Origin of the sequence: Nocardia sp. CC213A (assembly GCF_030766805.1) — a bacterium.
Lineage (GTDB): Bacteria > Actinomycetota > Actinomycetes > Mycobacteriales > Mycobacteriaceae > Nocardia > Nocardia otitidiscaviarum.
On record NZ_JASFXA010000008.1, the window covers coordinates 308,681 to 328,923 of the forward strand.

A 20,243-nucleotide genomic window follows, 5' to 3' on the forward strand; every position below is an offset into this window, starting at 1 on the left:
CGCCGATCGCGCACCACGGGTCATCGTCGCGAATAGGTGAGCCCGATCCCGGCGATGAACAAGGCGAGCCCCACGCCGACAGCCGCGATGAGATTCCCGAAATAGGCGGCCACGCCGATCCCGACGATCAGCGCCACCGCGAACGCGATCCATTCGACCGCCGTCGGCCGTCGATCCGGTATTCGCAACCCCGCACCTCGCTTCCGCTCGGTTTTCGGTAGTCAGTCACTCGACTACCCGGTCCGAGCGGTCCGACACCACATCAGCCATCGACGGCCCCGGCGCGGGCGGCCTCAGCGCACCACACCGGCCGCGCGGGCGGCGGTGAGTCCGCCCCGCTACGTCCTGGCAAGCTCCAACCCGGCCGCCGCCCCTGGATCGAGTTCGGCGTGCGGCACCGGGTTGGCCAGCAGCCAGCGGCGGAAGGATTCGTCGTTGAACTGGTAGTGGCCGCCGCCGGCGCGGAGCAGGCCGGCGCGGTGGGCCCAGTTCAGGAATTCGGTGGGGCGGGCACTGAACCGGTCGCTGCCGAGTAGGACCAGGCAGGCGCACAGGTAGCGGACGCGGCGGACCACGGTGCTGCCGCCGCCCACCACCAGGGCCGCGACCACGACGGTGAACAGGGCCAGGTGCAGGCCGGAGCGCTGGGTCGCGATCACCCAGGCGAGATAGCCGGTCACCAGCAGGGCCGCGGCGGTCAGCAGCAGCACCCAGCCGGTCCGGCCCCACCGGAACAACCAGCGGTAGTCGGCGGCGGGGGCGAGGAAGCGGCTCTCCAGGACCGGGCCGAGGAAGGCCAGGAGGGCGGCGAGCAGCGCGGCTATCGGCCAGACTCCCGCCACCCCGGCCATGCCGTGGCCGACCAGCAGGATCACCCGGTCGTGCAGCCAGTGCGTGGGCGCGTCGGCGGCGATGGCGGCGGCCTGGGCCACGGTGACCGCCAGGCCGACCACGAAACCCGTTGCGGCGAACCGCGTCGCACGCTCGACCAGGCGGGAGGTGCTGCCCGACCAGCCGCGCGCCGCCACCGCCGCCGCGGCGATGGCGGAAACGGCCAAGCCGATGGCGAGAGTGCGGGCCGACTCCATGGGCCGGTAGTTCCACCAGGCGATATCGACCGCCAGGGCCACCACCAGCCCGGCGAACAGGGCCGTCGCACCCACCCGGGCGGGCACGCTCGCCACCGGCGACCACGACTGCCGGGTCCAGGTCGGCGCCGCACTCACCACCCCGCACAGCAGGGCCAGCGGGATCAACAGCGGATCGAGTTCGAAAGCCGGTGCCGCGCACGACCATCCGAACAGGCCGAACAGGCCCGCACCGGAGGAGGTGGGCAGGCAGGCGTAGCGCGTGGTCAGGATGCCGTAGGCGTAGCCGAGCAGAACGAAGCCGAGCACCGCGGCGAGCGTGGCGTGCAGCAGGCGCGAGCGCCTGCCGACCAGCTCCCAGATGTCGTCGCGGCCGAATACGGTGTCGAGCCGACCGGAGCGCGGTCGCGTGCCCAGGTAGCGCGCGAGGCTGTGCAGCCAACGATGCACGTGCGCTTCGGAATAGGCATTGTCACCGTCCGCGCGCGCGGTGGTGTCGACCGCCGCGCCCAGCACCGCGGAATGCAGCAGCGACGACACCTCGGCCTCGCTGCCCGCACAGGCCAGCCGCACGATGTCGTCGGCATCGGTGCGCCGCAGGTAGCTGACGGCGAGGGTGAAACGCAGTGGGGTGCGCAGGGATCGGGCCAGTGGGCCGTCCGGGCTCTCCACCAGCCGCCACACCACCGGCTTCCAGGTATCGCTGTCGTAGCTGGGATCGACCCGCATCTCGTTGAGCCGCTCCAGCACCGTCTGGGTGCCGATGGGCTGGAGTTCGATCACCGTCGCCGCACTCAGCGCCGTACGGTCGGCGCGCAGCCGCTGATAGACGTCGGCGTCGCAGCCGAGCACCACCGGGCGGTCCGCCCATTCGTCACCGTCGAGCTGTTCGATCGCGCGGCGCAGCCGAATCGGTTCGCGCCCCGGCACATCCATGGCGTCGGCGCGTTCCAGCAGCGGCAGGATCGCACCGCCCTCCACCAGTCGCCGCACGACCATCGTGCGCAGTCCGTAGTCGCGGGCGATGCGCTCGGCGAGCCAGCCGGTCAGGCTGCGCGTCAACGGGTTCCAGGTGGAGGCGTCCACCCGCACCGGGATCGGGCCGCGGTCCGCGACCGGAAGGCCGTCGCGTTCGGCGTGCAGGGCGAGCAGCAGACCGAGCAGGGTGACGGCCTTGCCCGCGCCCGGCTCACCCAGAATCACCAGGCGGCCACCGGTGCGCCGCGGATAGTATTCGCCGATGCGCCGCACGGTGCGAATGGCCGGATCCTCGTATTCGGCTTCGGGAGCCCAACTTTCGAAGCGAATTCGGTCATATTCGACACTTCGGTCGAATTCGGCGCGCGACATCCAGAGCAGGGTCAGATTCTCCCGTTCCCGCTCTCGCACCGCTCGGGCCAGGTCCTCGGCCCAGCGAACCAACAAGGATCTACCCCCTTGCTCGGACGATCACCCCTACGCACGCCGCACTGCTGCGCGACAGCATGCCATAGTTTGCGTCGGCGCAACGGCAGGGTTGCGTTGTAAATCAACCCTTTTCGAATTGGTCAGGAATCCAATTTCTTCAGCACGCGCTGCACCGTGAGAAATGTGCGCGTGGTGACATCCTTGCCGTACTGCCGCTCCAGCCACGCCATGAACCCCGCGCCGTTCGGCGCGCTGTTGTCCACCACCCACAGCACCGCCCGCGCCGCCGCATCGTAGCCGACGACCCGGACGGTCGCGTCGAGATCACCGGGCGCAGGCGGCGGCGGGGTGTCGCCGCGCAGGAAGGTGACGGTCAGATAGGTCTCGCGACAGTGCGTCAATCCCTCGAAGGGATCGGCGTCGACCAGCGTCCGCAACTCCCCGTACTCGCGCAGCAGCGTGCCGCCACCGATGCCGAGCTCATCGCGCAACGCCTCCTGGATGCGGGATTCCAGGGCGGCCACATCGGTCTCCGCACTGCGAAAGACGATATTGCCGCTGGAGAGCACCGAGGCGACGCCCTCGAAGCCGAGACCCTCGAATACCCCGCGCAACTTCTCATTGCGCATATTCGGGTTGCTCGGCATGATCCCGCGCAGGAAGGCGGCATAGCGATTCATGCCGCCGAACCTACCGGGGCGCACCGACACTCAGGAGGCGGCGACGCCGTTCTTCTTGCGCTCGATATCGGCCAGCGCGGCCTGCCGCGCCGCGCGAGCCTCGGCCGCGGCGTCCCACGCCTCCTTGCGGTTCTTGACCGCCCTGGCGGGTGCGCCCACGGCAATGCTGTAATCCGGGATATCGCCCTTGACCACGGCATGCGCGCCCAGCACACAGCCGCGGCCCACTCGGGTCTCGCGCAGCACGGTGACCTTGGCGGCGATCCAGGTGTCGGGGCCGATGCGGACCGGGCTCTTCACGATGCCCTGGTCCTTGATGGGCATGCCGATATCGTCCATGCGGTGGTCGAAGTCGCAGATGTAGCACCAGTCCGCGACCAGGGTGGATTCGCCGATCTCGATATCCAGGTAGGTGTTGACGACATTGTCCTTGCCGAACACCACCTTGTCGCCGATGCGCAGCGAACCCTCGTGGCAGCGCAACGCGTTGCCGTCGCCGATATGCACCCAGCGGCCGATCTCCATGCGGCCCAGCTCCGGCGTCGCGTGGATTTCCACATTGCGGCCGAGAAACACCATTCCGCGCAACACGATGTGCGGATTGGCCAGCTTGAACTTGAACAAGCGGTAGTACCGCACCAGATACCAGGGCGTGTACGCGCGATTGGCGAGCACCCACTTGAGCGATGCCATGGTCAGAAAACGCGCCTGCTCCGGATCCCGGCGCCGCGACCCCCGCCACCGCGAGCGCAACGGTGCGCCCCACATGCTCGTCACGAACTGCTCCTGTGTTTCCTGACGCCGCCGGATCGGCAGCTGGATCGTTTAGACGAGGGTATCGGTACCCGCCGACGGGCGCGAAAGTAGGCTGTGCTCCGGCTGCATCAGCCCCGACGAAGAACCCGGAGTTTCGGTACTGGCAGAAGGGACACCAGCAGGTGCGAAGCGGCAGGCGGCACACCGGACGCAGTGAGCGACACCTACGCCCCGACCGGACCCGACAGCGCGTCGCGCCCTGGCGCGCGGCGGTGGCGCTCGGCGTCACCGGACTGTTCGCCCTCACCGCCTGCGGTACCGATGTCGACGACATCACCGCGGGGCCGGGCAAGGGCTGGCCGGTCGCCTTCCACGACGCCCGCAACAGCGGCACCACTCCCGTCACCGGGTCGCGGGCGCTGGGGCTGGACTGGACACGCCCCGTGGGCGGACCGATCGCCGCACCCGTCACCGTGGGGCCGGACGGACAGCTGTTCGTCACCACCCGCACCGACTCGCCCTGCACGCTGTTCTCCTTCCAGATGGGCACCGGGCGCAAACGCTTCTGCAATCCCCTGGGCCCCAGCGCGATCGCAGCCGCGAGCGCGGTGGACGGCGGCACCAACATCTATGTCGGCGACGACGGCGGCATGAACTCGTTCAACGCGCTGGGCCAGCCGCGCTGGCGCACGCCGGTCGCCGGGGTACCGGTATCGGTGCAGTTCACCGGCGACAGCAATGTGCTGTCGGTGACCCAGAGCGGCCAGGTCGACGTGCTCAGCCGCCAGACCGGCGAGCGCGTGATCTCCACCTATCAGCTGCTGGGCGAGCCCGACCCGCTGGAGAATCCGGGCCTGAACCGCCCGCCGGACGGGCAGGGCCTCGAGGACTGCGCCACGGGCGGCCCCCAGTGCCCGGTGGCGAACGTGTCGGCCGTGGACCGGGAGACCGGACGCTTCTACGCGACCGTATGGCGCCCCGGCGAGGGCACCGCCGAACTCGTGGCACTGACCTACGGCGACAAGGCGGTGCGTGAGGACTGGCGGGCGGCCATGCTCACCGGCGGCAGCGCCACCAGCCCGGCGCTGTCCGCCGACGGCTCCACCGTCTACGTAGGCGACAACTCCGGCCGGCTGATCGCCGTCGACACCGCCGACGGCCGCACCGCATGGTCACGGGACGTGGGCTTCCCGCTGCGCGGGTCGATCTCCGTCGCGGACGGCCTACTGGTGCCGTCCGGCGACGACGGCCATCTGATGGCGGTGCGCGACAACGGCGACAGCTCCGAGATCGCCTGGGAGCGCAAGGATCTGGCGCTGCGCGGGCGGCCGGTGCAGACCGCGGGCGGTACCGGTTACGCGGTGTCCACCCTCGGCGGGGCACTGACCCTGATCACCTTCGACACCGAAACCGGCGGGACCGTCGACTCCGACGAGCTGCCCGGCGCACAGGGAACCACGGAGAGCATCTCGGTGGGCGCGGAGGGCGAGGTCGTGGTGGCCTCCAAGATCGGCGAACTGTTCGTGTTCAAGCCGGAGGCGTAGCCGTCGCGCGGCGCGGGGCGACCACAGTGTTCAGGCAACCGGGGCCGGGGTCTCGCACAGGAAGACGGTCGGCGTGCGGCCGATCCGGGTGATGACCAGGGTGTGCGGCCGGGTGCCGCGCGGCTTCAACCGGCCGCGCAACGCATCGGGGTCGATATTCACACCGCGCGTGAGGATTTCGAGCGGGCCGCAGTCCCGGCGGTGCAGTTCGGCGCGCAACGGCTTCTCCTTGAAGTCCATTCGGTGCAGGATGCGGAAACCGCGCACGCCCTCGGGGACGCTGTCGCCGGTCAGATAGGCGATGCGCGGATCGAGTTGCCAGAGGCCGTGTTTCGCGGCGTAGTGGCGGACCAGGCCCGCGCGCACCACCGCGCCGTCGGGATCGACGATCCACTCCCCCGGCTCGCGCTCGGGTATGTCGTCGGGTGCCGCGTCGGTAAGGCTCCACGCGGTGCCGTTCGCGGACAGCACGGTGGCGCGCCGGGTCACCCCCGCCTCCGCCAGGCCCGCCGACCACAGGCACGCCTCGCGCACCGCGCCGTCGAGCGACATCACCTCGACCTCACCGGACCAGTCGAGCCGATCGAAATCCAGTCCGGGAGCGCACTTCACGACCAGATCCCGACCCGCGTACGCCGCCAGCAGATCGGGTAGCGGCGGTTGCAGCTTCGCCGGATCGTGGGTGCGCCGCCCGTCGGCTCGCCGCGCCGGGTCGGCGATCACCACCTCGGCGGCGCTGCACGGCACCAGCGCATCGGCCTTGGCCAGCAACACGTTTCGCGGAACGGTGTCGCAGCTCTGGGAGAGACCGCGCGAAACCGGATCCAGGCGAACAGCATTCAGGTTCTGCGCCGCCATATCGAGGCGCACCGCGTCCAGGTCGCTGCCGATGACCGCCGGGCAGACGCGGGACAGCTCGACCAGTTCCGCGCCGATCGAGCAGGTGACGTCGTGGACGGTTCGTCCGGCCAGCCGTCGCGCCCGGTGCCGGGCCACCGCCGTCGGGGTCGCCTGCTGGAGGGCGTCGTCGGTGAGCAACCAGTGCTCGGCACCGTCCAGTTTGGTGGCGGCACGGCGGCGCAGGCGCACCGTTTCGACGAGCGCCGCCGCGCGGTCGCCGAAGTCCCGGCGCAGCCGCTCCAGATCGCGCAGCAGGGTCGCGGCGGTCAGCGGGAGCCGGTCGGCCTCGGCGAGCGCGGCCGCACCGGCCGCACTGCCGAGCTGGGCGACATCGTCGCGAGTGAAGACGTAGCCCACCGGCTACTTGGAGCCGCCGGGCTTCACGCCGGTGATCATGACGTTGTAGAAGAACTGCCGCGGCACCACGTGGCGCAGCACCTTCTCGTCCAGCTTGGACAGTCCCAGCCACGCCCGGTACTGCGCCATGCGGTAGCGCCAGGTCAGCTTCTCGGCGGGCACGGCGGCCTCGAAGGTGCGCACCGGCCAACCCCACAGGGCGGCGGCGAACTCCTCTGTCTTGGCCTGCACGTCCACCGCGCCCGCACGCCGGGCGATGCTCTCCAGATCGGTCGGATCGAAGGTGTGCAGATCGACCACGGCTTCCAGGGCGGCCGCGCGGGAGGACTCGTCCAGTTCCTCCTGCGGACGCCGCCAGTCCCGCAGGAACGGCAGCTTGGTCACCTCGGTGGTGAGCTTCCAGGTGACCTGGCCCAGCTTGCGGGCGTAGAGGTTGCCGATGGTGGTCGGCTCACCGGCGAAGACGAAACGACCGCCCGGCTTCAGCACGCGCAGGCACTCCTTGAGCGCCAGCTCCACATCCGGAATGTGGTGCAGCACCGCGTGACCCACCACCAGATCGAAGGTGTCGTCCTCGTACGGGATGGTCTCGGCGTCGGCGACCCGGCCGTCCACGTCCAGGCCGAGATTGCGGCCGTTGCGCGTCGCGACCTTCACCATGCCGGGCGACAGGTCGGTGACCGAACCGGACTTCGCGATCCCGGACTGCATCAGGTTCAGCAGGAAGAAACCGGTACCGCAGCCGAGCTCGAGCGCCCGGTCGTACGGCAGCGGAGCGTCCGGGACCACGGCGTCGAAACGGCCGCGCGCGTACTCGATGCAGCGCTCGTCGTAGGAGATGGACCACTTGTCGTCGTACGTCTCGGCTTCCCAGTCGTGATACAGCACCTGGGCGAGCTTGTTGTCGGTCAGCGCGGCCTGGACCTCGGCCTCGGTGGCGTGCGGGTTCGGCGCTGGATCGTCAGGACGAGCAGTCATGCAGGGCAGCCTAATGAATCACCAGGCGAGCCCGCTGATCGGCCCGGTCATCGGCCCACGAAGCGGGCCGCGTCCGGACCGGCCGCCAGATAGGAACGTGTTCCTATCTGCTGATCTTCGGTGTCGAACAGCTCCGCCCATTCCGCGCGGGCGCGATCGTGCCCGTGCGTACCCGCCTCGAAGACCCGCTTGGCGGCCGCGAGGGCCTTGGCCGGACCCGAGGTGAACCGCCGCGCCCAGCGCAGCGCGGCCTCGAACACATCGTCGGGGGCGACGACCTCGTCGACGAGGCCGAGCGACGCCGCCTCCTCCGGATCGACGAAACGGCCGGTGTAGACCAGGTCCTTGGCCGCCGCCGGGCCGATGAGCAGGCTCAGCCGCCGGATCCCCGCCAGCGGGATCAGCCCCGCCTTGATCTGCGGCAGGCCGATCTTCACATTGTCGCCGATGATCCGCCGATCCGCGCCCAGCGCCAATTCCAGCCCCGCCCCCAGCGCGTACCCGCTGATGGCGGCGACCGTCGGCTGCGGCAGCCGCGCCAGCGCGCCCAGCGCCCGCTGGAAGTCCGCGGCCATGGCCGTCGCCTGTGCGGCGGAGAGCCCGGCCAGTTCGGTCAGCTCGTCCCCCGCCGAGAACACCCGCTCATCGCCGTAGAGCACCACCGCCCGCACGCTCTCGTCCACCGCGAGCCCGTCCGCGGCACTCGCCACCTCCAGCGCGACCTGGAGATCGATCAGATTCATCGGCGGACGTGCGATCCGGATGACGGCGATCCCCTCCGCCACACCCCGGTCCACGGTTACGAATTCGGCCACAGCGGGCAAGCGTACTGCCGCGCGACACCGCACCCCATCCCGGATGCGGCGGTGCGGGTACTCCACGAACACCGCCCGGGGCCGCGCCGTCCCGCGCCGAGACGCGGCGAGCCACGCCGCGCCGAGCCCCCCGAGCCGCTCCGAGACGCGCCGCCCCGCCCCGCGCCGCGCCCTGCCGAGCCACGCCGCTCCGAGACGCCTGAGCCACTCCGAGCCGTCCCGAGACGCGCCGAGCCGCCCCGGTCCGCGCGCCCGGCCGCCGAGCGCCGGCCGGTGGTCAGTCGGCCCAGCGGGGGCCCTGTTCGCGCAGCACCGGGTCGGTGATGCCGCCCCAGCAGGACAGGGCGGGAGCGTCCCAGCCCGCCAGTTCGGAGCCGCGGGCGTAGACGAACTGGTAGAACTCGAGGGCCGCGCCGACCGGGTCGGCGGTGGCGCGGGCCTCGTCGTAGGCGTAGTAGGCGGCGTGGGCCGAGCCCGAGGGCACCCAGCGGGCCTTGGCGGGGCGCGGTTCGGCGTCGGTCAGCCCGTCGGGCTCGGGGGCGACGTAGGAGTAGAAGGTGGGTTCGGGGACCTTGTCGTCGCCGAACCAGAATCCGGCGCTGATCACCTCGCGCGAATACGCCTCGCGGGTCACGGGATCCACGCTCGCGGGCATCTCGATGTGCCGGGGCGCGAAGCGCTGCACCGCGATGTCGAAGGTGTGCCAGAAGACCTGCACCGGACTGATCTTCCCGGAGAAGGCCGCGCTGAACTCCTCCAGAATGCGGCCGACCTGGCTGTACACCAGGAAAGCGTCCCGCGCCCGCTCCGGGTCGTAGTCGGCGTGCTCGGTGTCCTCGTCGAAGGGACGGCCGTGGTCGGGCAGGTCGAAGGGGGTCGGATTCGGCAGCGTGCAATCGATGCCGGAGGCGCGCAGGGCCGCCATCACATCGGTGTAGAAGCTCGCCACCGACTGGCCCGCCAGCGGTACCGCGCCGCGCCGGCCGTGAGCGGTCTCGATCCGCAGTTCGTGGTCGAAGAAGTCGAAGGCGCAGGTGAAGACCGGTCCGGTGCGGGCCGAGCCGAGCGGGACCGTGGTCCAGCCGCGCGCGGTGGGTCGGAATGTCATATGCCACCAGTGGTTTCGGCGGATCCCGCGCTCCAGCGCCACCTTGCCGACGATCTGGAGGTAGCGGTGCAGGGTCTCCTTGGTGGGCCGCCAGGATTCCAGCGGGATCGCGGGCAGCGGGTCGGTCATCGCCATCGGTACGCACCTTTCGTCGGGCGTTCGCCGGATATGCACGAAATCAGCAAACCCAGGGTAACTCCGGGCCACGGTGGTCTCCGGGCGCACGACCGATCGGGACACCGCTCGGCCCACGCCGCCAGGGGTTATGCGGAGGCCGCCGAAGTCCCCGCCGTGCTCAGGGCCGCTGGGAGCCGCGGAGGCGGGTGCCGTCGGGCAGGTCCGAGAAGTAGCGTGCGGCGTTCGGGAAGGCCAGGGTGGGGCCGCCCGATTCCGGGTCGTAGACCGGCATGATCGGTTCGATCGCGGGGGTGGCGGCGAGAATATCGGCGGTGGAGCCGAATTCGCCGAGGGCGACCAGCTGCGACCAGGTGGGCGGGAGCAGCACGTCCAGTCCCGACCGCCAGCGTTCGATGGCCTCGGCGGGGGTGGACCAGGTGACGACCTCGGCCTCGGAGGTGGCGTCGTCGGCCTGCTGCCCCTCGGGCAGCACCGCCACGAAGAAGTGGGTGTCGTAGCGACGCGACTCCACCTCGGGGGTGATCCAGTTCGCCCACGGGCGCAGCAGATCGGCGCGCAGCACCAGTCGCTCGCGGGTGAGGAATTCGGCGAAAGACAGTTCACGACGCTCCAGCCGACCCCGGACCTCGGCGTAGACGCCGGTGTCGGCGACCACGGTGTCGGCGGTCGGCCCGGCCAGCAGCACCCCGCACTCCTCGAAGGTCTCGCGCACTGCGGCGCAGACCAGCGCCTGCGCCCGCGCCGCGTCGGTGCCACCGAAACGCGCCGCCCACCAGGCGGGTTCGGGTCCGGCCCAGTCCAGCGCCACGGCGGCGTCGGTGGCATCCACCCCGCCGCCCGGGAAGACGGTCATCCCGGCCGCGAACGCCATGGCGTTCACGCGGCGCTGCAGGAACACCTCGGGCCCGTTCACACCGTCCCGCACCAGCATGACCGTGGAGGCGTCCCGAACCGGCACCGCGGTCGGCTGCTCGCCACGCGCAACTGTCTCGCTCACACTCCGCACCCTAACGTTTGCTAGGTCGGCGCGACAGGGCAGCGCCGGTCCGGACACCGGACCAACCGGTCGCGCGGGTCCCAAGCGGCTCGGGAGGGAAAGCGGCATTACCCGCGCCGTCCATCCTGTTCGATGCACCCCAACCATGTTGCGGACAGTTTGCCCGCCTGTCGGTTCGCGACGCAACGAACACTCGTCACCGAATCGGACGAATGCCCCGAACGCGGTGAGCATGACACCGATTCACCAGCCGCGTAACCGAATCGGAGCAAGTGAAACGCTCATGTGAGGCGCGCGCGTATCCGGCTCCCGCCGACGTGGATCGGCCTCGAAGCGCCGCCCACCGACGCAGAAGCGCCACCCGCCGCCGGATCAGCGGGTGCGGTGCCGACCGAAGCGCTGGCTGCGGCGCGCGAAATAGCGGCCGTCGATGCGGTCGAGGGTGATGGACTGGCGGAACGCCTCGCTGAGATTGTCGGCGGTGAGCACATCCTCGAGCAGCCCCTGCGCGATCACCGCGCCCTCGTTGAGCAGCATGCCGTGGGTGAAGCCCGGCGGGATCTCCTCGACGTGGTGGGTGACCAGCACGGTGGCGGGCGCGTCGGGGTCGGCGGCCAGATCGCCCAGGCGTTCCACCAACTCCTCCCGGCCGCCCAGGTCCAGCCCGGCGGCGGGTTCGTCGAGCAGGAGCAGTTCCGGATCGGCCATGAGCGCGCGGGCGATGAGCACCCGCTTGCGTTCACCCTCGGAGAGGGTGCCGTAGGCGCGGTCGGAAAGGTGTTCGGCGCCCAGACTTTCCAGCACGTCGACGGCGCGGTCGGTATCCATGTCGTCATAGCGCTCCCGCCAGCGGCCCATGACCGCGTATCCGGCCGAGACCACCAGGTCGGAGACCTTCTCGTCGAGCGGAACCCGACTGGCCACGGCCGCCGAGGAGAGTCCGATGCGGGGGCGCAGCTCGCTGATGTCGACCCGGCCGAGCACCTCCCCCAGCAGGTTCGCCGTCCCCGAGGTGGGATACATCTCGGCGGCGGCCATGCGGAGCAATGAGGTCTTCCCGGCGCCGTTGGGGCCGAGCACCACCCAGCGTTCGTCGAGTTCCACCTGCCAGGTGACCGGCCCGACGAGGGTGTGACCGGAACGTCGGACGGTGACGTCGTTGAAGTCGATGAGCAGATCGGGATCCGGTTGCGGCACGGGCTCCATCTTGTCTCACGCCCCAGGACACGCGTCAACGTGGTGTGCGATCACGGGCGTGTGTCACAGTCCGCTGGGCCGCCGATCGCGGCCGAATTCGTCGGCCGGACGGTCGAATTCCCAGCGTCGCGCACGCTCCCGCATTTCTAGGTTGTCGAATTCCGACGGCCGCCGCTCGACGCGCGGCCGGCGGAACATGCGTGCCAGAATCAGCGCCGCCGGAATGGACAGCAGCACCCACACGATAAGAATCACCAGCAGAGTAGTCATCTCCGTGTTTCCTCCCGCGGAAACTCGTGCCCCGATCCTTGCCCAGCGGTACGGCGAAGTCGATACCCGCAGCGCACATAGGCCAGTGTGGAGACCGTTCGGTTCATCACGGGGACATCGGCGCGGCAATCGCGCAACAATTCAACGTCCCTGGACGCGGCGATGCTCCGTCACCGTCCCGGCACCGCGATCACCGTCATCGACCCCGGAGCCACCTCGGTGAATCCGGCATCCCGGACGGCGATCGCACCGCCCTCGGCCACGCGTTGTCGCAGCCGTGCCCAGCGACCGGGATCGGCATCCGCCACGGCACAACGGTAGCCACTCTCGGACCAGGCATACACCTGCTGCACGGGCAGGGCCCCGGCGAGCAGCATGCTCGCGTGTCCCACCTGTGCGGCAGCCTTACCCACGGACATACCCAATTCGGCGTTCACCCATAGCACCGGATACCTCTCGTCGAGATCGCCTGGTTCATCGAGAGGTAGTTCGGTGCCGCCGATCTGCAGGCGCTTGATCCGCGCGTCGACCGACCCGACCGGTCCGGGCACCAGGGCCCGCGCCTGCGCCCCGTCGAGTTCCACGGTCACCCCGTCCACCTCCTGGGCGGCCAGCCAGTGTGCCCCACGGGCCCGGCGGGCGACCTTGCGGATCCGCGACCGCTGCCACGCCAGGTACCGGTCCGCCCACGGCCCGCCCGGACCCACCCGTTCGTCGAGACACAGGGCGACCGACGCGGCGGCGGCAGCGGCCAGCACCGCGTCACGGCGGGGCGGATCGGACTTCGGAATATGCAGGACCAGTTGCATGGCCTGGACCAGCGCCGGATCGTCGGGATCGCCCGCGCCACCGTATCCGCGCGCCAATTCCGCGTGCCGTACCGCGAATTCCACCAATCCGGATGCTGATTCGATATCGCACACACCTTCGGTCACCGATCCACTCTGCTCGAGAAGACCGGGCACCGCCAACTCGCCATCCGTCGAAGGCATTTCCGTCGCGTGCATTGTCGGCACACCGGAACGGAACTACGCGACGCGCACGGTGAGGGTGAAACGCCGATCCGTATCGGCGGGTTCCTCCCACGGCCGGGAATAGACCAGTTCGAGGGTGGCGGTCCCCGGCTGTTCCGCGCGGAACGCCCACGTCTCGGTGCCGCCCTTGCCCGGCATGGCGGGGCCCGGATCCGCCTGATAGTCCGGATCGCCGTCCTGACGCAGGATGTCCTGGTCGAGTCGCACCATCGCCCAGGACGCACCGGTGGATGGGTTGGACGGCAGCCGCACCAGCAGTCGCTGCCCGGTCGGCAGGTCCAGTTCGGTGCCGTTCGCGGACTGGTCGACGGTGACCGGACCCGACTCGGGCGCGGTGGTCGACGGGTTCGTGGTCGGGGCGGTGCTCGACGCGGTGGTGGGCTGCGCCGTGGTCGATGCCGGGTCGGAGTCGCCGGAATCGGTGGAACAGCCGACGAGCACCAGGCCGAGCGCCACTACCGGCAGGAGGCTACGCATGACGCGAGCCTACTGGCGAATCCCTGGCATACCGCCGACCGACGCGGGCGCGTCAATTGCTGAACCGACGCGGGCGAGTCAGCTGTTGAGCGGTACCCGGCGCAGCATTCCGTCGCGGGCGTCGGCCGCCTCCACCTCGTCGCGGGTGACGCCGAGAATGAACAGGATCGCGTCCAGGTACGGATGCGACAGCGCCGCGTCCGCCACCTCGCGCAACGCGGGCTTGGCCTGGAAGGCGATGCCCAGCCCGGCGGCATTGAGCATGTCGATGTCGTTGGCGCCGTCGCCCACCGCGACGGTCTGCTCCATGGCCACACCGGCCTCGGCGGCGAACCGCCGCAGCGCCACCGCCTTGGCGGCGCGGTCGACGATCTCGCCCACCACCTTGCCGGTGAGCTTGCCGTCGACGATCTCGAGCGTATTGGCCTGCACGAAATCGAGTTCCAGCTCATGCGCGAGCGGTTCGATGACCTGTCGGAACCCGCCGGACACCACACCGCAGCGGAAGCCGAGGCGGCGCAGCGTGCGAATGGTGGTGCGCGCACCGGGGGTGAGTTCGATGCGGTCGGCGACCTCGTCGATCACCGAGGCGTCCAGCCCGGCCAGCGTCGCCACCCGCTGCCGCAGCGATTCCGCGAAGTCGATCTCGCCGCGCATGGCGGCCTCGGTGACCTGGCGGACCTCGTCCTCCACGCCCGCGTGCGCGGCCAGCATCTCGATGACCTCGCCCTGGATGAGGGTGGAGTCCACGTCGAAGACGACGAGGCGCTTGGAGCGGCGCGCCAGGCCCGCACGCTCGACCGCCACGTCCACGCCCGCCTTCACGGCCACCTCGGCCAAGCCGGTGCGCAGCCGCGTCTCCGCCATGCCGGTATCGACCGCGGCGGACGCCGTCTCGACCACCTCGGGGCGGCCCGCGTCGCCGATCGGCACCGCGACCGCGGGCGCGGACGGCACCGTGACCATGAGCTCCAGCCCGGTCACCGGATAGTCGGCGATACCGCGAATGGAGTCGATATTGACGCCCTGCCCGGCCAGTTCCCGCGAGATGGCCCCGAAGGCGCGCGCGGTGACCGGGCTGCCGAGCACCACCACGGCGTGGGTGGACAGTTTCGCGCCCGAGACGCTGTTCGCGCCGATCTCCACGTCGACATGCATGCCGACGGTGGCCATGGCGTCCTCGAGCTGATCCTGCAGGGCCTCCGGATCGCTGGGACAGGTCACCAGCACGCCCAGGGTCAGGCGGCCGCGGATGACGACCTGCTCCACATCCAGCAGGCTCACGGAGTTGTTCGCCAGTGCCGCGAGCAGCACCGACGTCACGCCCGGCTTGTCGGGTCCGGTGACCGTGACCAGAACCGTCGTGTCAGACGTGCTCAATCGAAACTCCGTTCTCGCGTGTGACCCGGCCGTCGGCAGGCGACGGGCCCGCTCATTCTTCCAGGTCCCTCTCCGACCACCCGCGCCGACCACGGCCCCGGTGGTGGGTATCACGCACGCGGCGCCCGGAATACGATCGCCCGATGTGGAGATTGCCCGATCCCGATCCCGGCGCACCGGGATCGCTGCCGGATATCCTCGCGCGGCGGCGGACGGTGCGCGAGTTCGCCCCGGAATCGGTCGAGCGGGCGGCGCTGGCGAGCCTGCTGTGGTCCGGGCAGGGCGTTTCGGGACAGGGCCGCACGGTGCCGTCGGCGGGGCGCTGTATCCGGTGGCGCTGAGCGTGGCCGTGCACCGGGTGGACGGCCTGGACCCCGGCGTCTACGAGTACCGGCCGCAGTCGCACGCCCTCGTCCGCACCGGTGACCGCGAGGTGCGGGCCGTGCTGGCCGAGGCCGCGTTCGGCCCCCAGCCCTGGTTGCGCGATGCCGCGCTGGTGGTGGCGGTGACGGTCGACATCGACCGGGTGCGAGCGCATTTCGCCGAGCAGCCGCCGACGGGGCGGCGCGGGGAACGGTACGCCGACATGGAGGTCGGACACGCCGTGCAGAACATGTGCCTACAGGCGACGGCGCTGGACCTCGGCGCGGTCTTCGTCGGCGGATTCGACGAGACGCGCCTCATGGCAACCCATCCGGAACTGGCACCGGCGAATCACCGGCTACGCGGACTGCTCGCGGTCGGGCGGGCGGCGGTACGGCGAGAGTGAGACCGCGGCCCGGACTCCGCGCCCACACCCGGCTCGCCCGCGGCACCCGGTTCCAACGCCGTATCCGCGCCCGGCCCGGACGCCGCGCCCGGTCGTCGCCGCCAACGCGAACGCGGCGGCCGTCCGAGGAAGGCCGCCGCGTTACGGTCTCGCTGGCTGCGGGTCAGACCTTCGCCGTCTCCTTGACGGTGTGCGCCTTGCCACCCCAGCCCACGTGCGCCTCGGCGCGCATGCGGTCGATCATGTGCGGGTAGTGCAGCTCGAACGCCGGACGCTCGGAGCGGATGCGCGGCAACTCGTAGAAGTTGTGCCGCGGCGGCGGGCACGCGGTCGCCCACTCCAGCGAATTGCCGTAGCCCCACGGATCGTCCACCGTCACGACCTCGCCGTAGCGGTAGGACTTGAAGACGTTCCAGATGAACGGCAGCATCGACGCGCCCAGGATGAAGGCGCCGATGGTGGAGATGGTGTTCAGCGTGGTGAACCCGTCGGTGGGCAGGTAGTCCGCGTAGCGGCGCGGCATACCCTCGTTACCCAGCCAGTGCTGCACCAGGAACGTGGTGTGGAAGCCGACGAAGGTGGCCCAGAAGTGCCACTTCGCCAGGCGCTCGTCCAGCATGCGGCCGGTCATCTTCGGGAACCAGAAGTAGATGCCCGCGTAGGTGGCGAACACGATGGTGCCGAAGAGCACGTAGTGGAAGTGCGCCACCACGAAATACGTGTCGGACACGTGGAAGTCCAGCGGCGGGCTGGCGAGCAGGACGCCCGACAGACCACCGAAGAGGAAGGTGACCAGGAAGCCGACCGAGAACAGCATGGGTGATTCGAAGGTCAGCTGACCCCGCCACATGGTGCCGATCCAGTTGAAGAACTTCACGCCGGTCGGCACCGCGATGAGGAAGGTCATGAACGAGAAGAACGGCAGCAGCACCGCGCCGGTGGCGTACATGTGGTGCGCCCACACCGCGATGGACAGCGCGGCGATACCCAGCGTCGCGTACACCAGCGTGGTGTAACCGAAGATCGGCTTGCGGCTGAAGACCGGGAAGATCTCCGAGACGATGCCGAAGAACGGCAGCGCGATGATGTACACCTCGGGGTGGCCGAAGAACCAGAACAGGTGCTGGTAGAGCAGCGTGCCGCCGGAGGCCGGGTCGTAGATGTGCCCGCCCAGATGCCGGTCGTAGGCCAGCGCCATGAGCGCGGCGGTCAGCAGCGGGAAGGCCAGCAGCACCAGCACGGCGGTCACCAGGATGTTCCAGGTGAAGATCGGCATGCGGAACAGGGTCATGCCCGGGCAGCGCAGGCAGACCACCGTGGTGATCATGTTGACGCCGCCGAGGATGGTGCCCAGACCGGATACGGCCAGGCCGAGAATCCACAGGTCCGCGCCGACGCCGGGCGAGTGCACGATGTCCGAGAGCGGGGTGTAGGCGGTCCAGCCGAAGTCGGCCGCGCCACCGGGGGTGATGAAGCCCGCGGTCGCCATGGTGCCGCCGAACAGGTACAGCCAGTAGCTGAACGAGTTCAGGCGCGGGAAGGCGACGTCGGGTGCGCCGATCTGCAGCGGCAGGATGATGTTGGCGAAGCCGAACACGATCGCGGTCGCGTAGAACAGCAGCATGATGGTGCCGTGCATGGTGAACAGCTGGTTGAACTGTTCCGGCGACAGGAATTGCAGGCCCGGACGGGCGAGCTCGGCGCGCATCAGCAGCGCCATCAGGCCGCCGATGAGGAAGAAGGACATCGCCGTCACCAGGTACATGACGCCGAGGGTCTTCGGGTCTGTCGTGGTGACCATCTTGTAGATGAACGAACCCTTGGGACCCACACGGGGCGGGTATGGCCGAGCCGCTTCCACTTCACGGACTGGGCGTGGCTCTACGGCAGTCACTGAACCTCCTGACAGGTGCCTTCTGGTCGTTCGTCGCGGTTGCTTCCGGCGTCGGCGTTTTCACGCACACGCGAACGACGGGTGGCTTGCGCTGTTGTGAATCGTAAACCGTGCTGCCGCAGCGGTCGCGGCCGGTCCTACTCTCTGTCGTAATTGGCCTTGGTAACGGACTGCCGGGGACCGTGGTCGCGAAGTTCCCGGGCCGCCGATCCGGCCGATCTCCGAGCGTCGCGATTGGGTGTCCGGACTCGCGCCTGTACGCTCCTCCGCATGTCGGTGCGCGAGTCCGCTTCCACCCGAACCCCGTACGCCCCCTCCCCCGGTTCCGCGCGGCGTGTGCGCACCTGGGGGGTGGCATTGGCCGCCGCCGCGGTGCTACCGACGGGTCTGCTGGCAGGCTGTGCCGAACCGGCCGACGACGCCGCCAGCGCCATCGTGCGCACCACCACGAATATCGCGGGCGCGGGCGTGGTCGGTCTGGAACGTGACACCCGCACCGCGTGCGCGCTGCCCACCACCGCCGATCCGGCCGCGGGCGCGACCCGCTCCGTCGACGCCACCACCGGGACCGTCGAGGTGCCCGCCGATCCGCAACGCATCGTGGTGATCTCGACCCCGGCCCTGGACGCGATCTGCGCGCTCGGCCTGTGGGAGCGCGTGGTCGGCGCGGCCACCGTCGCCGGTCCCACCCCGCAGCCCGCCTATCTGGGCACCGGCATCTCCGAGATCCCGGCGGTCGGTATGGTCGGCACGCCCGACCCCGCGCAGATCGCCGCCCTGGACCCGGACGTGATCATCGGCGGCGCGACCGACGGCGCGAGCTACGAGGCGCTGCGCGGTATCGCGCCCACCGTGCTGGTCTCCGGCGACGGCGGCTGGCAGCGACAGTTCTCCGCTATCGCCACGGCGCTGGGCCGGGAGCGGGCCGCCGATCAGGTGCTCGCCGACTACCGCACCGCGGCCCGCGACACCGGAAACGCGGTGGCCGCCAACCTGACCCAGGCGTCGGTGGTGCGCTTCCGCGCCGACGACCTCCAGGTGCTGGGCGGGGACAGCTTCGCCGGGCAGGTGCTGGGCGATGTCGGGGTGCAGCGGCCGACCGCGCAGCGCGGCGCGAGCTTCGAACTGGCGGATGTGTCGTCCCAGGAGAATCGGGACAAGGTGGAGGGCGACCTCATCTACGTCATGTTCGACGGGCCCGAGGGCCGCGATTTCGGCGAATCGCTCATGCGCGGCGACGACTGGAAGGAACTCGCCGCGGTCGGCGACAAGCGCAATTTCGCCGTCGAGGACGTGATCTGGCACGGCAGCGGCGTGACCGCGGCGCGGGCCCTGCTGGAGGACATCCGCAACACCCTCAACGGCTATGTGACCGACTGATCCTCGCGTATACCTCGGAAGTGTGCGGGCCGGTAACCGAATACGGTTACCGGCCCGCACCTTTCAACACTCCTAGAACTCCCAGTCCTCGTCCTCGGTGTTGACGGCCTTGCCGATCACGTAGCTCGAACCCGAGCCCGAGAAGAAGTCATGGTTCTCGTCGGCATTGGGCGACAGCGCCGACAGGATCGCCGGGTTCACATCGCACTCGTCCTTGGGGAACAGACCCTCGTAGCCGAGGTTCATCAGCGCCTTGTTGGCGTTGTAGCGCAGGAACTTCTTGACGTCCTCGGTCAGGCCGACCTCGTCGTAGAGGTCCTGGGTGTACTCGACCTCGTTCTCGTACAACTCGAACAGCAGCTCGAAGGTGTAGGACTTGAGCTCGTCCTGCTCGGCCTGGGAGACCTGCTCCAGCCCCTTCTGGTACTTGTAGCCGATGTAGTACCCGTGGACGGCCTCGTCGCGGATGATGAGGCGGATCAGGTCCGCGGTGTTGGTGAGCTTGGCCCGCGAGGACCAGTACATGGGCAGGTAGAAGCCGGAGTAGAACAGGAAGCTCTCCAGCAGGGTGGAGGCCACCTTGCGCTTGAGCGGATCGTCGCCCTGGTAGTAGTCCATGACGATCTGCGCCTTGCGCTGGAGATTGGGGTTCTCCTCCGACCAGCGGAAGGCGTCGTCGATCTCGCGGGTGGAGCACAGCGTGGAGAAGATGGAGCTGTAGCTCTTGGCGTGCACCGACTCCATGAAGGCGATATTGGTGAGCACCGCCTCCTCGTGCGGGGTGAGCGCGTCCGGGATGAGGCTCACCGCGCCGACCGTGCCCTGGATGGTGTCGAGCAGGGTGAGGCCGGTGAAGACCCGCATGGTCAGCTGCTTCTCGTGGGGGGTCAGCGTGTTCCACGACGGAATGTCATTGGAGACGGGTACCTTCTCGGGCAGCCAGAAGTTGCCCGTCAGCCGGTCCCAGACCTCCGCGTCCTTGTCGTCGGGTACGCGGTTCCAGTTGATCGCCGACACCCGATCGATCACTTTGGTCACACGCATCGTCGTATGCGTCTCAGAGGTCACGCCCGT

20 protein-coding genes are annotated in these 20,243 nt (G+C 69.7%); 4 read left to right on the forward strand and 16 right to left on the reverse strand.

What is annotated here, in order from left to right:
• Positions 1-20 precede the first annotated feature (20 nt).
• The 4 genes from QJS31_RS17590 to QJS31_RS17605 form a co-directional block, all read right to left on the reverse strand.
• Entirely contained in the window at positions 21-188 is a 168-nt protein-coding gene (locus QJS31_RS17590) for a hypothetical protein (protein ID WP_282782270.1), read from the reverse strand.
• Positions 189-338: 150 nt separating this feature from the next.
• On the reverse strand, positions 339-2,513 hold the full coding sequence (locus tag QJS31_RS17595; protein WP_306357176.1) for a hypothetical protein: 2,175 nt from the start codon (positions 2,511-2,513) through the stop codon (positions 339-341).
• 122 nt (positions 2,514-2,635) lie between these two features.
• Entirely contained in the window at positions 2,636-3,175 is a 540-nt protein-coding gene (locus QJS31_RS17600) for a DUF1697 domain-containing protein (RefSeq protein ID WP_306357177.1), read from the reverse strand.
• A gap of 30 nt (positions 3,176-3,205) precedes the next feature.
• Entirely contained in the window at positions 3,206-3,952 is a 747-nt protein-coding gene (locus QJS31_RS17605; RefSeq protein WP_282785236.1) for an acyltransferase, read from the reverse strand.
• 161 nt (positions 3,953-4,113) lie between these two features.
• Here QJS31_RS17605 and QJS31_RS17610 point away from each other — a divergent pair, with 161 nt between their 5' ends.
• Positions 4,114-5,475 carry a PQQ-binding-like beta-propeller repeat protein gene (locus tag QJS31_RS17610; protein ID WP_282785235.1) on the forward strand — a complete coding sequence of 454 codons (1,362 nt, stop codon included), beginning with the start codon at positions 4,114-4,116 and terminating at the stop codon, positions 5,473-5,475.
• A gap of 30 nt (positions 5,476-5,505) precedes the next feature.
• Here QJS31_RS17610 and QJS31_RS17615 read toward each other — a convergent pair whose 3' ends face one another.
• The 10 genes from QJS31_RS17615 to serB all read right to left on the reverse strand — a co-directional run bounded on the left by QJS31_RS17615 (position 5,506) and on the right by serB (position 15,126).
• Positions 5,506-6,732 carry a class I SAM-dependent methyltransferase gene (locus QJS31_RS17615; RefSeq protein WP_306357178.1) on the reverse strand — a complete coding sequence of 409 codons (1,227 nt, stop codon included), beginning with the start codon at positions 6,730-6,732 and terminating at the stop codon, positions 5,506-5,508.
• A 3-nt stretch (positions 6,733-6,735) separates the two neighbouring features.
• Entirely contained in the window at positions 6,736-7,710 is a 975-nt protein-coding gene (locus QJS31_RS17620; RefSeq protein WP_282785233.1) for a class I SAM-dependent methyltransferase, read from the reverse strand.
• 47 nt (positions 7,711-7,757) lie between these two features.
• Complete coding sequence (locus QJS31_RS17625; RefSeq protein ID WP_306357179.1) at positions 7,758-8,525, reverse strand: enoyl-CoA hydratase-related protein; 768 nt, start codon at positions 8,523-8,525, stop codon at positions 7,758-7,760.
• 277 nt (positions 8,526-8,802) lie between these two features.
• On the reverse strand, positions 8,803-9,768 hold the full coding sequence (locus QJS31_RS17630) for a DUF5996 family protein (RefSeq protein WP_306357180.1): 966 nt from the start codon (positions 9,766-9,768) through the stop codon (positions 8,803-8,805).
• A 160-nt stretch (positions 9,769-9,928) separates the two neighbouring features.
• Positions 9,929-10,768: an NUDIX hydrolase gene (locus tag QJS31_RS17635; protein WP_372341782.1), complete on the reverse strand. Its 840-nt coding sequence runs from the start codon at positions 10,766-10,768 to the stop codon at positions 9,929-9,931.
• Positions 10,769-11,140: 372 nt separating this feature from the next.
• Positions 11,141-11,974: an ABC transporter ATP-binding protein gene (locus QJS31_RS17640; protein ID WP_282785336.1), complete on the reverse strand. Its 834-nt coding sequence runs from the start codon at positions 11,972-11,974 to the stop codon at positions 11,141-11,143.
• Positions 11,975-12,028: 54 nt separating this feature from the next.
• Positions 12,029-12,235, reverse strand: a complete 207-nt coding sequence (locus tag QJS31_RS17645; protein WP_282785337.1) for a hypothetical protein — start codon at positions 12,233-12,235, stop codon at positions 12,029-12,031.
• Positions 12,236-12,405: 170 nt separating this feature from the next.
• Complete coding sequence (locus tag QJS31_RS17650; protein WP_282785338.1) at positions 12,406-13,170, reverse strand: peptidyl-tRNA hydrolase; 765 nt, start codon at positions 13,168-13,170, stop codon at positions 12,406-12,408.
• Positions 13,171-13,263: 93 nt separating this feature from the next.
• Complete coding sequence (locus QJS31_RS17655; protein WP_306357181.1) at positions 13,264-13,746, reverse strand: protease inhibitor I42 family protein; 483 nt, start codon at positions 13,744-13,746, stop codon at positions 13,264-13,266.
• 78 nt (positions 13,747-13,824) lie between these two features.
• Entirely contained in the window at positions 13,825-15,126 is a 1,302-nt protein-coding gene (gene serB, locus QJS31_RS17660; protein WP_306357182.1) for a phosphoserine phosphatase SerB, read from the reverse strand.
• Positions 15,127-15,269: 143 nt separating this feature from the next.
• On the opposite strand from serB, the gene QJS31_RS17665 reads away from it, so the two are divergent.
• Positions 15,270-15,467, forward strand: coding sequence for a nitroreductase family protein (locus QJS31_RS17665; protein ID WP_306357183.1), 198 nt, complete (start codon positions 15,270-15,272; stop codon positions 15,465-15,467).
• Positions 15,458-15,895: a nitroreductase family protein gene (locus QJS31_RS17670; protein ID WP_306357184.1), complete on the forward strand. Its 438-nt coding sequence runs from the start codon at positions 15,458-15,460 to the stop codon at positions 15,893-15,895. Before QJS31_RS17665 ends, QJS31_RS17670 begins: the two co-directional genes overlap by 10 nt.
• Before the next feature lie 163 nt (positions 15,896-16,058).
• Here the strand turns inward: QJS31_RS17670 and ctaD are convergent, their stop codons facing one another.
• Entirely contained in the window at positions 16,059-17,789 is a 1,731-nt protein-coding gene (gene ctaD, locus QJS31_RS17675) for a cytochrome c oxidase subunit I (RefSeq protein ID WP_280357651.1), read from the reverse strand.
• A 270-nt stretch (positions 17,790-18,059) separates the two neighbouring features.
• Here ctaD and QJS31_RS17680 point away from each other — a divergent pair, with 270 nt between their 5' ends.
• Positions 18,060-19,169, forward strand: coding sequence for an iron-siderophore ABC transporter substrate-binding protein (locus QJS31_RS17680; RefSeq protein ID WP_306357185.1), 1,110 nt, complete (start codon positions 18,060-18,062; stop codon positions 19,167-19,169).
• A 72-nt stretch (positions 19,170-19,241) separates the two neighbouring features.
• Here the strand turns inward: QJS31_RS17680 and nrdF are convergent, their stop codons facing one another.
• Positions 19,242-20,207 carry a class 1b ribonucleoside-diphosphate reductase subunit beta gene (nrdF, locus tag QJS31_RS17685; protein ID WP_372341783.1) on the reverse strand — a complete coding sequence of 322 codons (966 nt, stop codon included), beginning with the start codon at positions 20,205-20,207 and terminating at the stop codon, positions 19,242-19,244.
• Between the last annotated feature and the right edge of the window lie 36 nt (positions 20,208-20,243).

Excerpts from the sequence above, each read along its gene's own strand:
- QJS31_RS17620 (WP_282785233.1), bottom strand. The coding sequence starts at position 7,710 with ATGACTGCTCGTCCTGACGATCCAGCGCCGAACCCGCACGCCACCGAG.
- QJS31_RS17655 (WP_306357181.1), bottom strand. The coding sequence starts at position 13,746 with ATGCGTAGCCTCCTGCCGGTAGTGGCGCTCGGCCTGGTGCTCGTCGGC.
- QJS31_RS17630 (WP_306357180.1), bottom strand. The coding sequence starts at position 9,768 with ATGGCGATGACCGACCCGCTGCCCGCGATCCCGCTGGAATCCTGGCGG.
- QJS31_RS17640 (WP_282785336.1), bottom strand. The coding sequence starts at position 11,974 with ATGGAGCCCGTGCCGCAACCGGATCCCGATCTGCTCATCGACTTCAAC.
- QJS31_RS17645 (WP_282785337.1), bottom strand. The coding sequence starts at position 12,235 with ATGACTACTCTGCTGGTGATTCTTATCGTGTGGGTGCTGCTGTCCATT.
- QJS31_RS17665 (WP_306357183.1), top strand. The coding sequence starts at position 15,270 with ATGTGGAGATTGCCCGATCCCGATCCCGGCGCACCGGGATCGCTGCCG.
- QJS31_RS17680 (WP_306357185.1), top strand. The coding sequence starts at position 18,060 with ATGTCGGTGCGCGAGTCCGCTTCCACCCGAACCCCGTACGCCCCCTCC.
- QJS31_RS17600 (WP_306357177.1), bottom strand. The coding sequence starts at position 3,175 with ATGAATCGCTATGCCGCCTTCCTGCGCGGGATCATGCCGAGCAACCCG.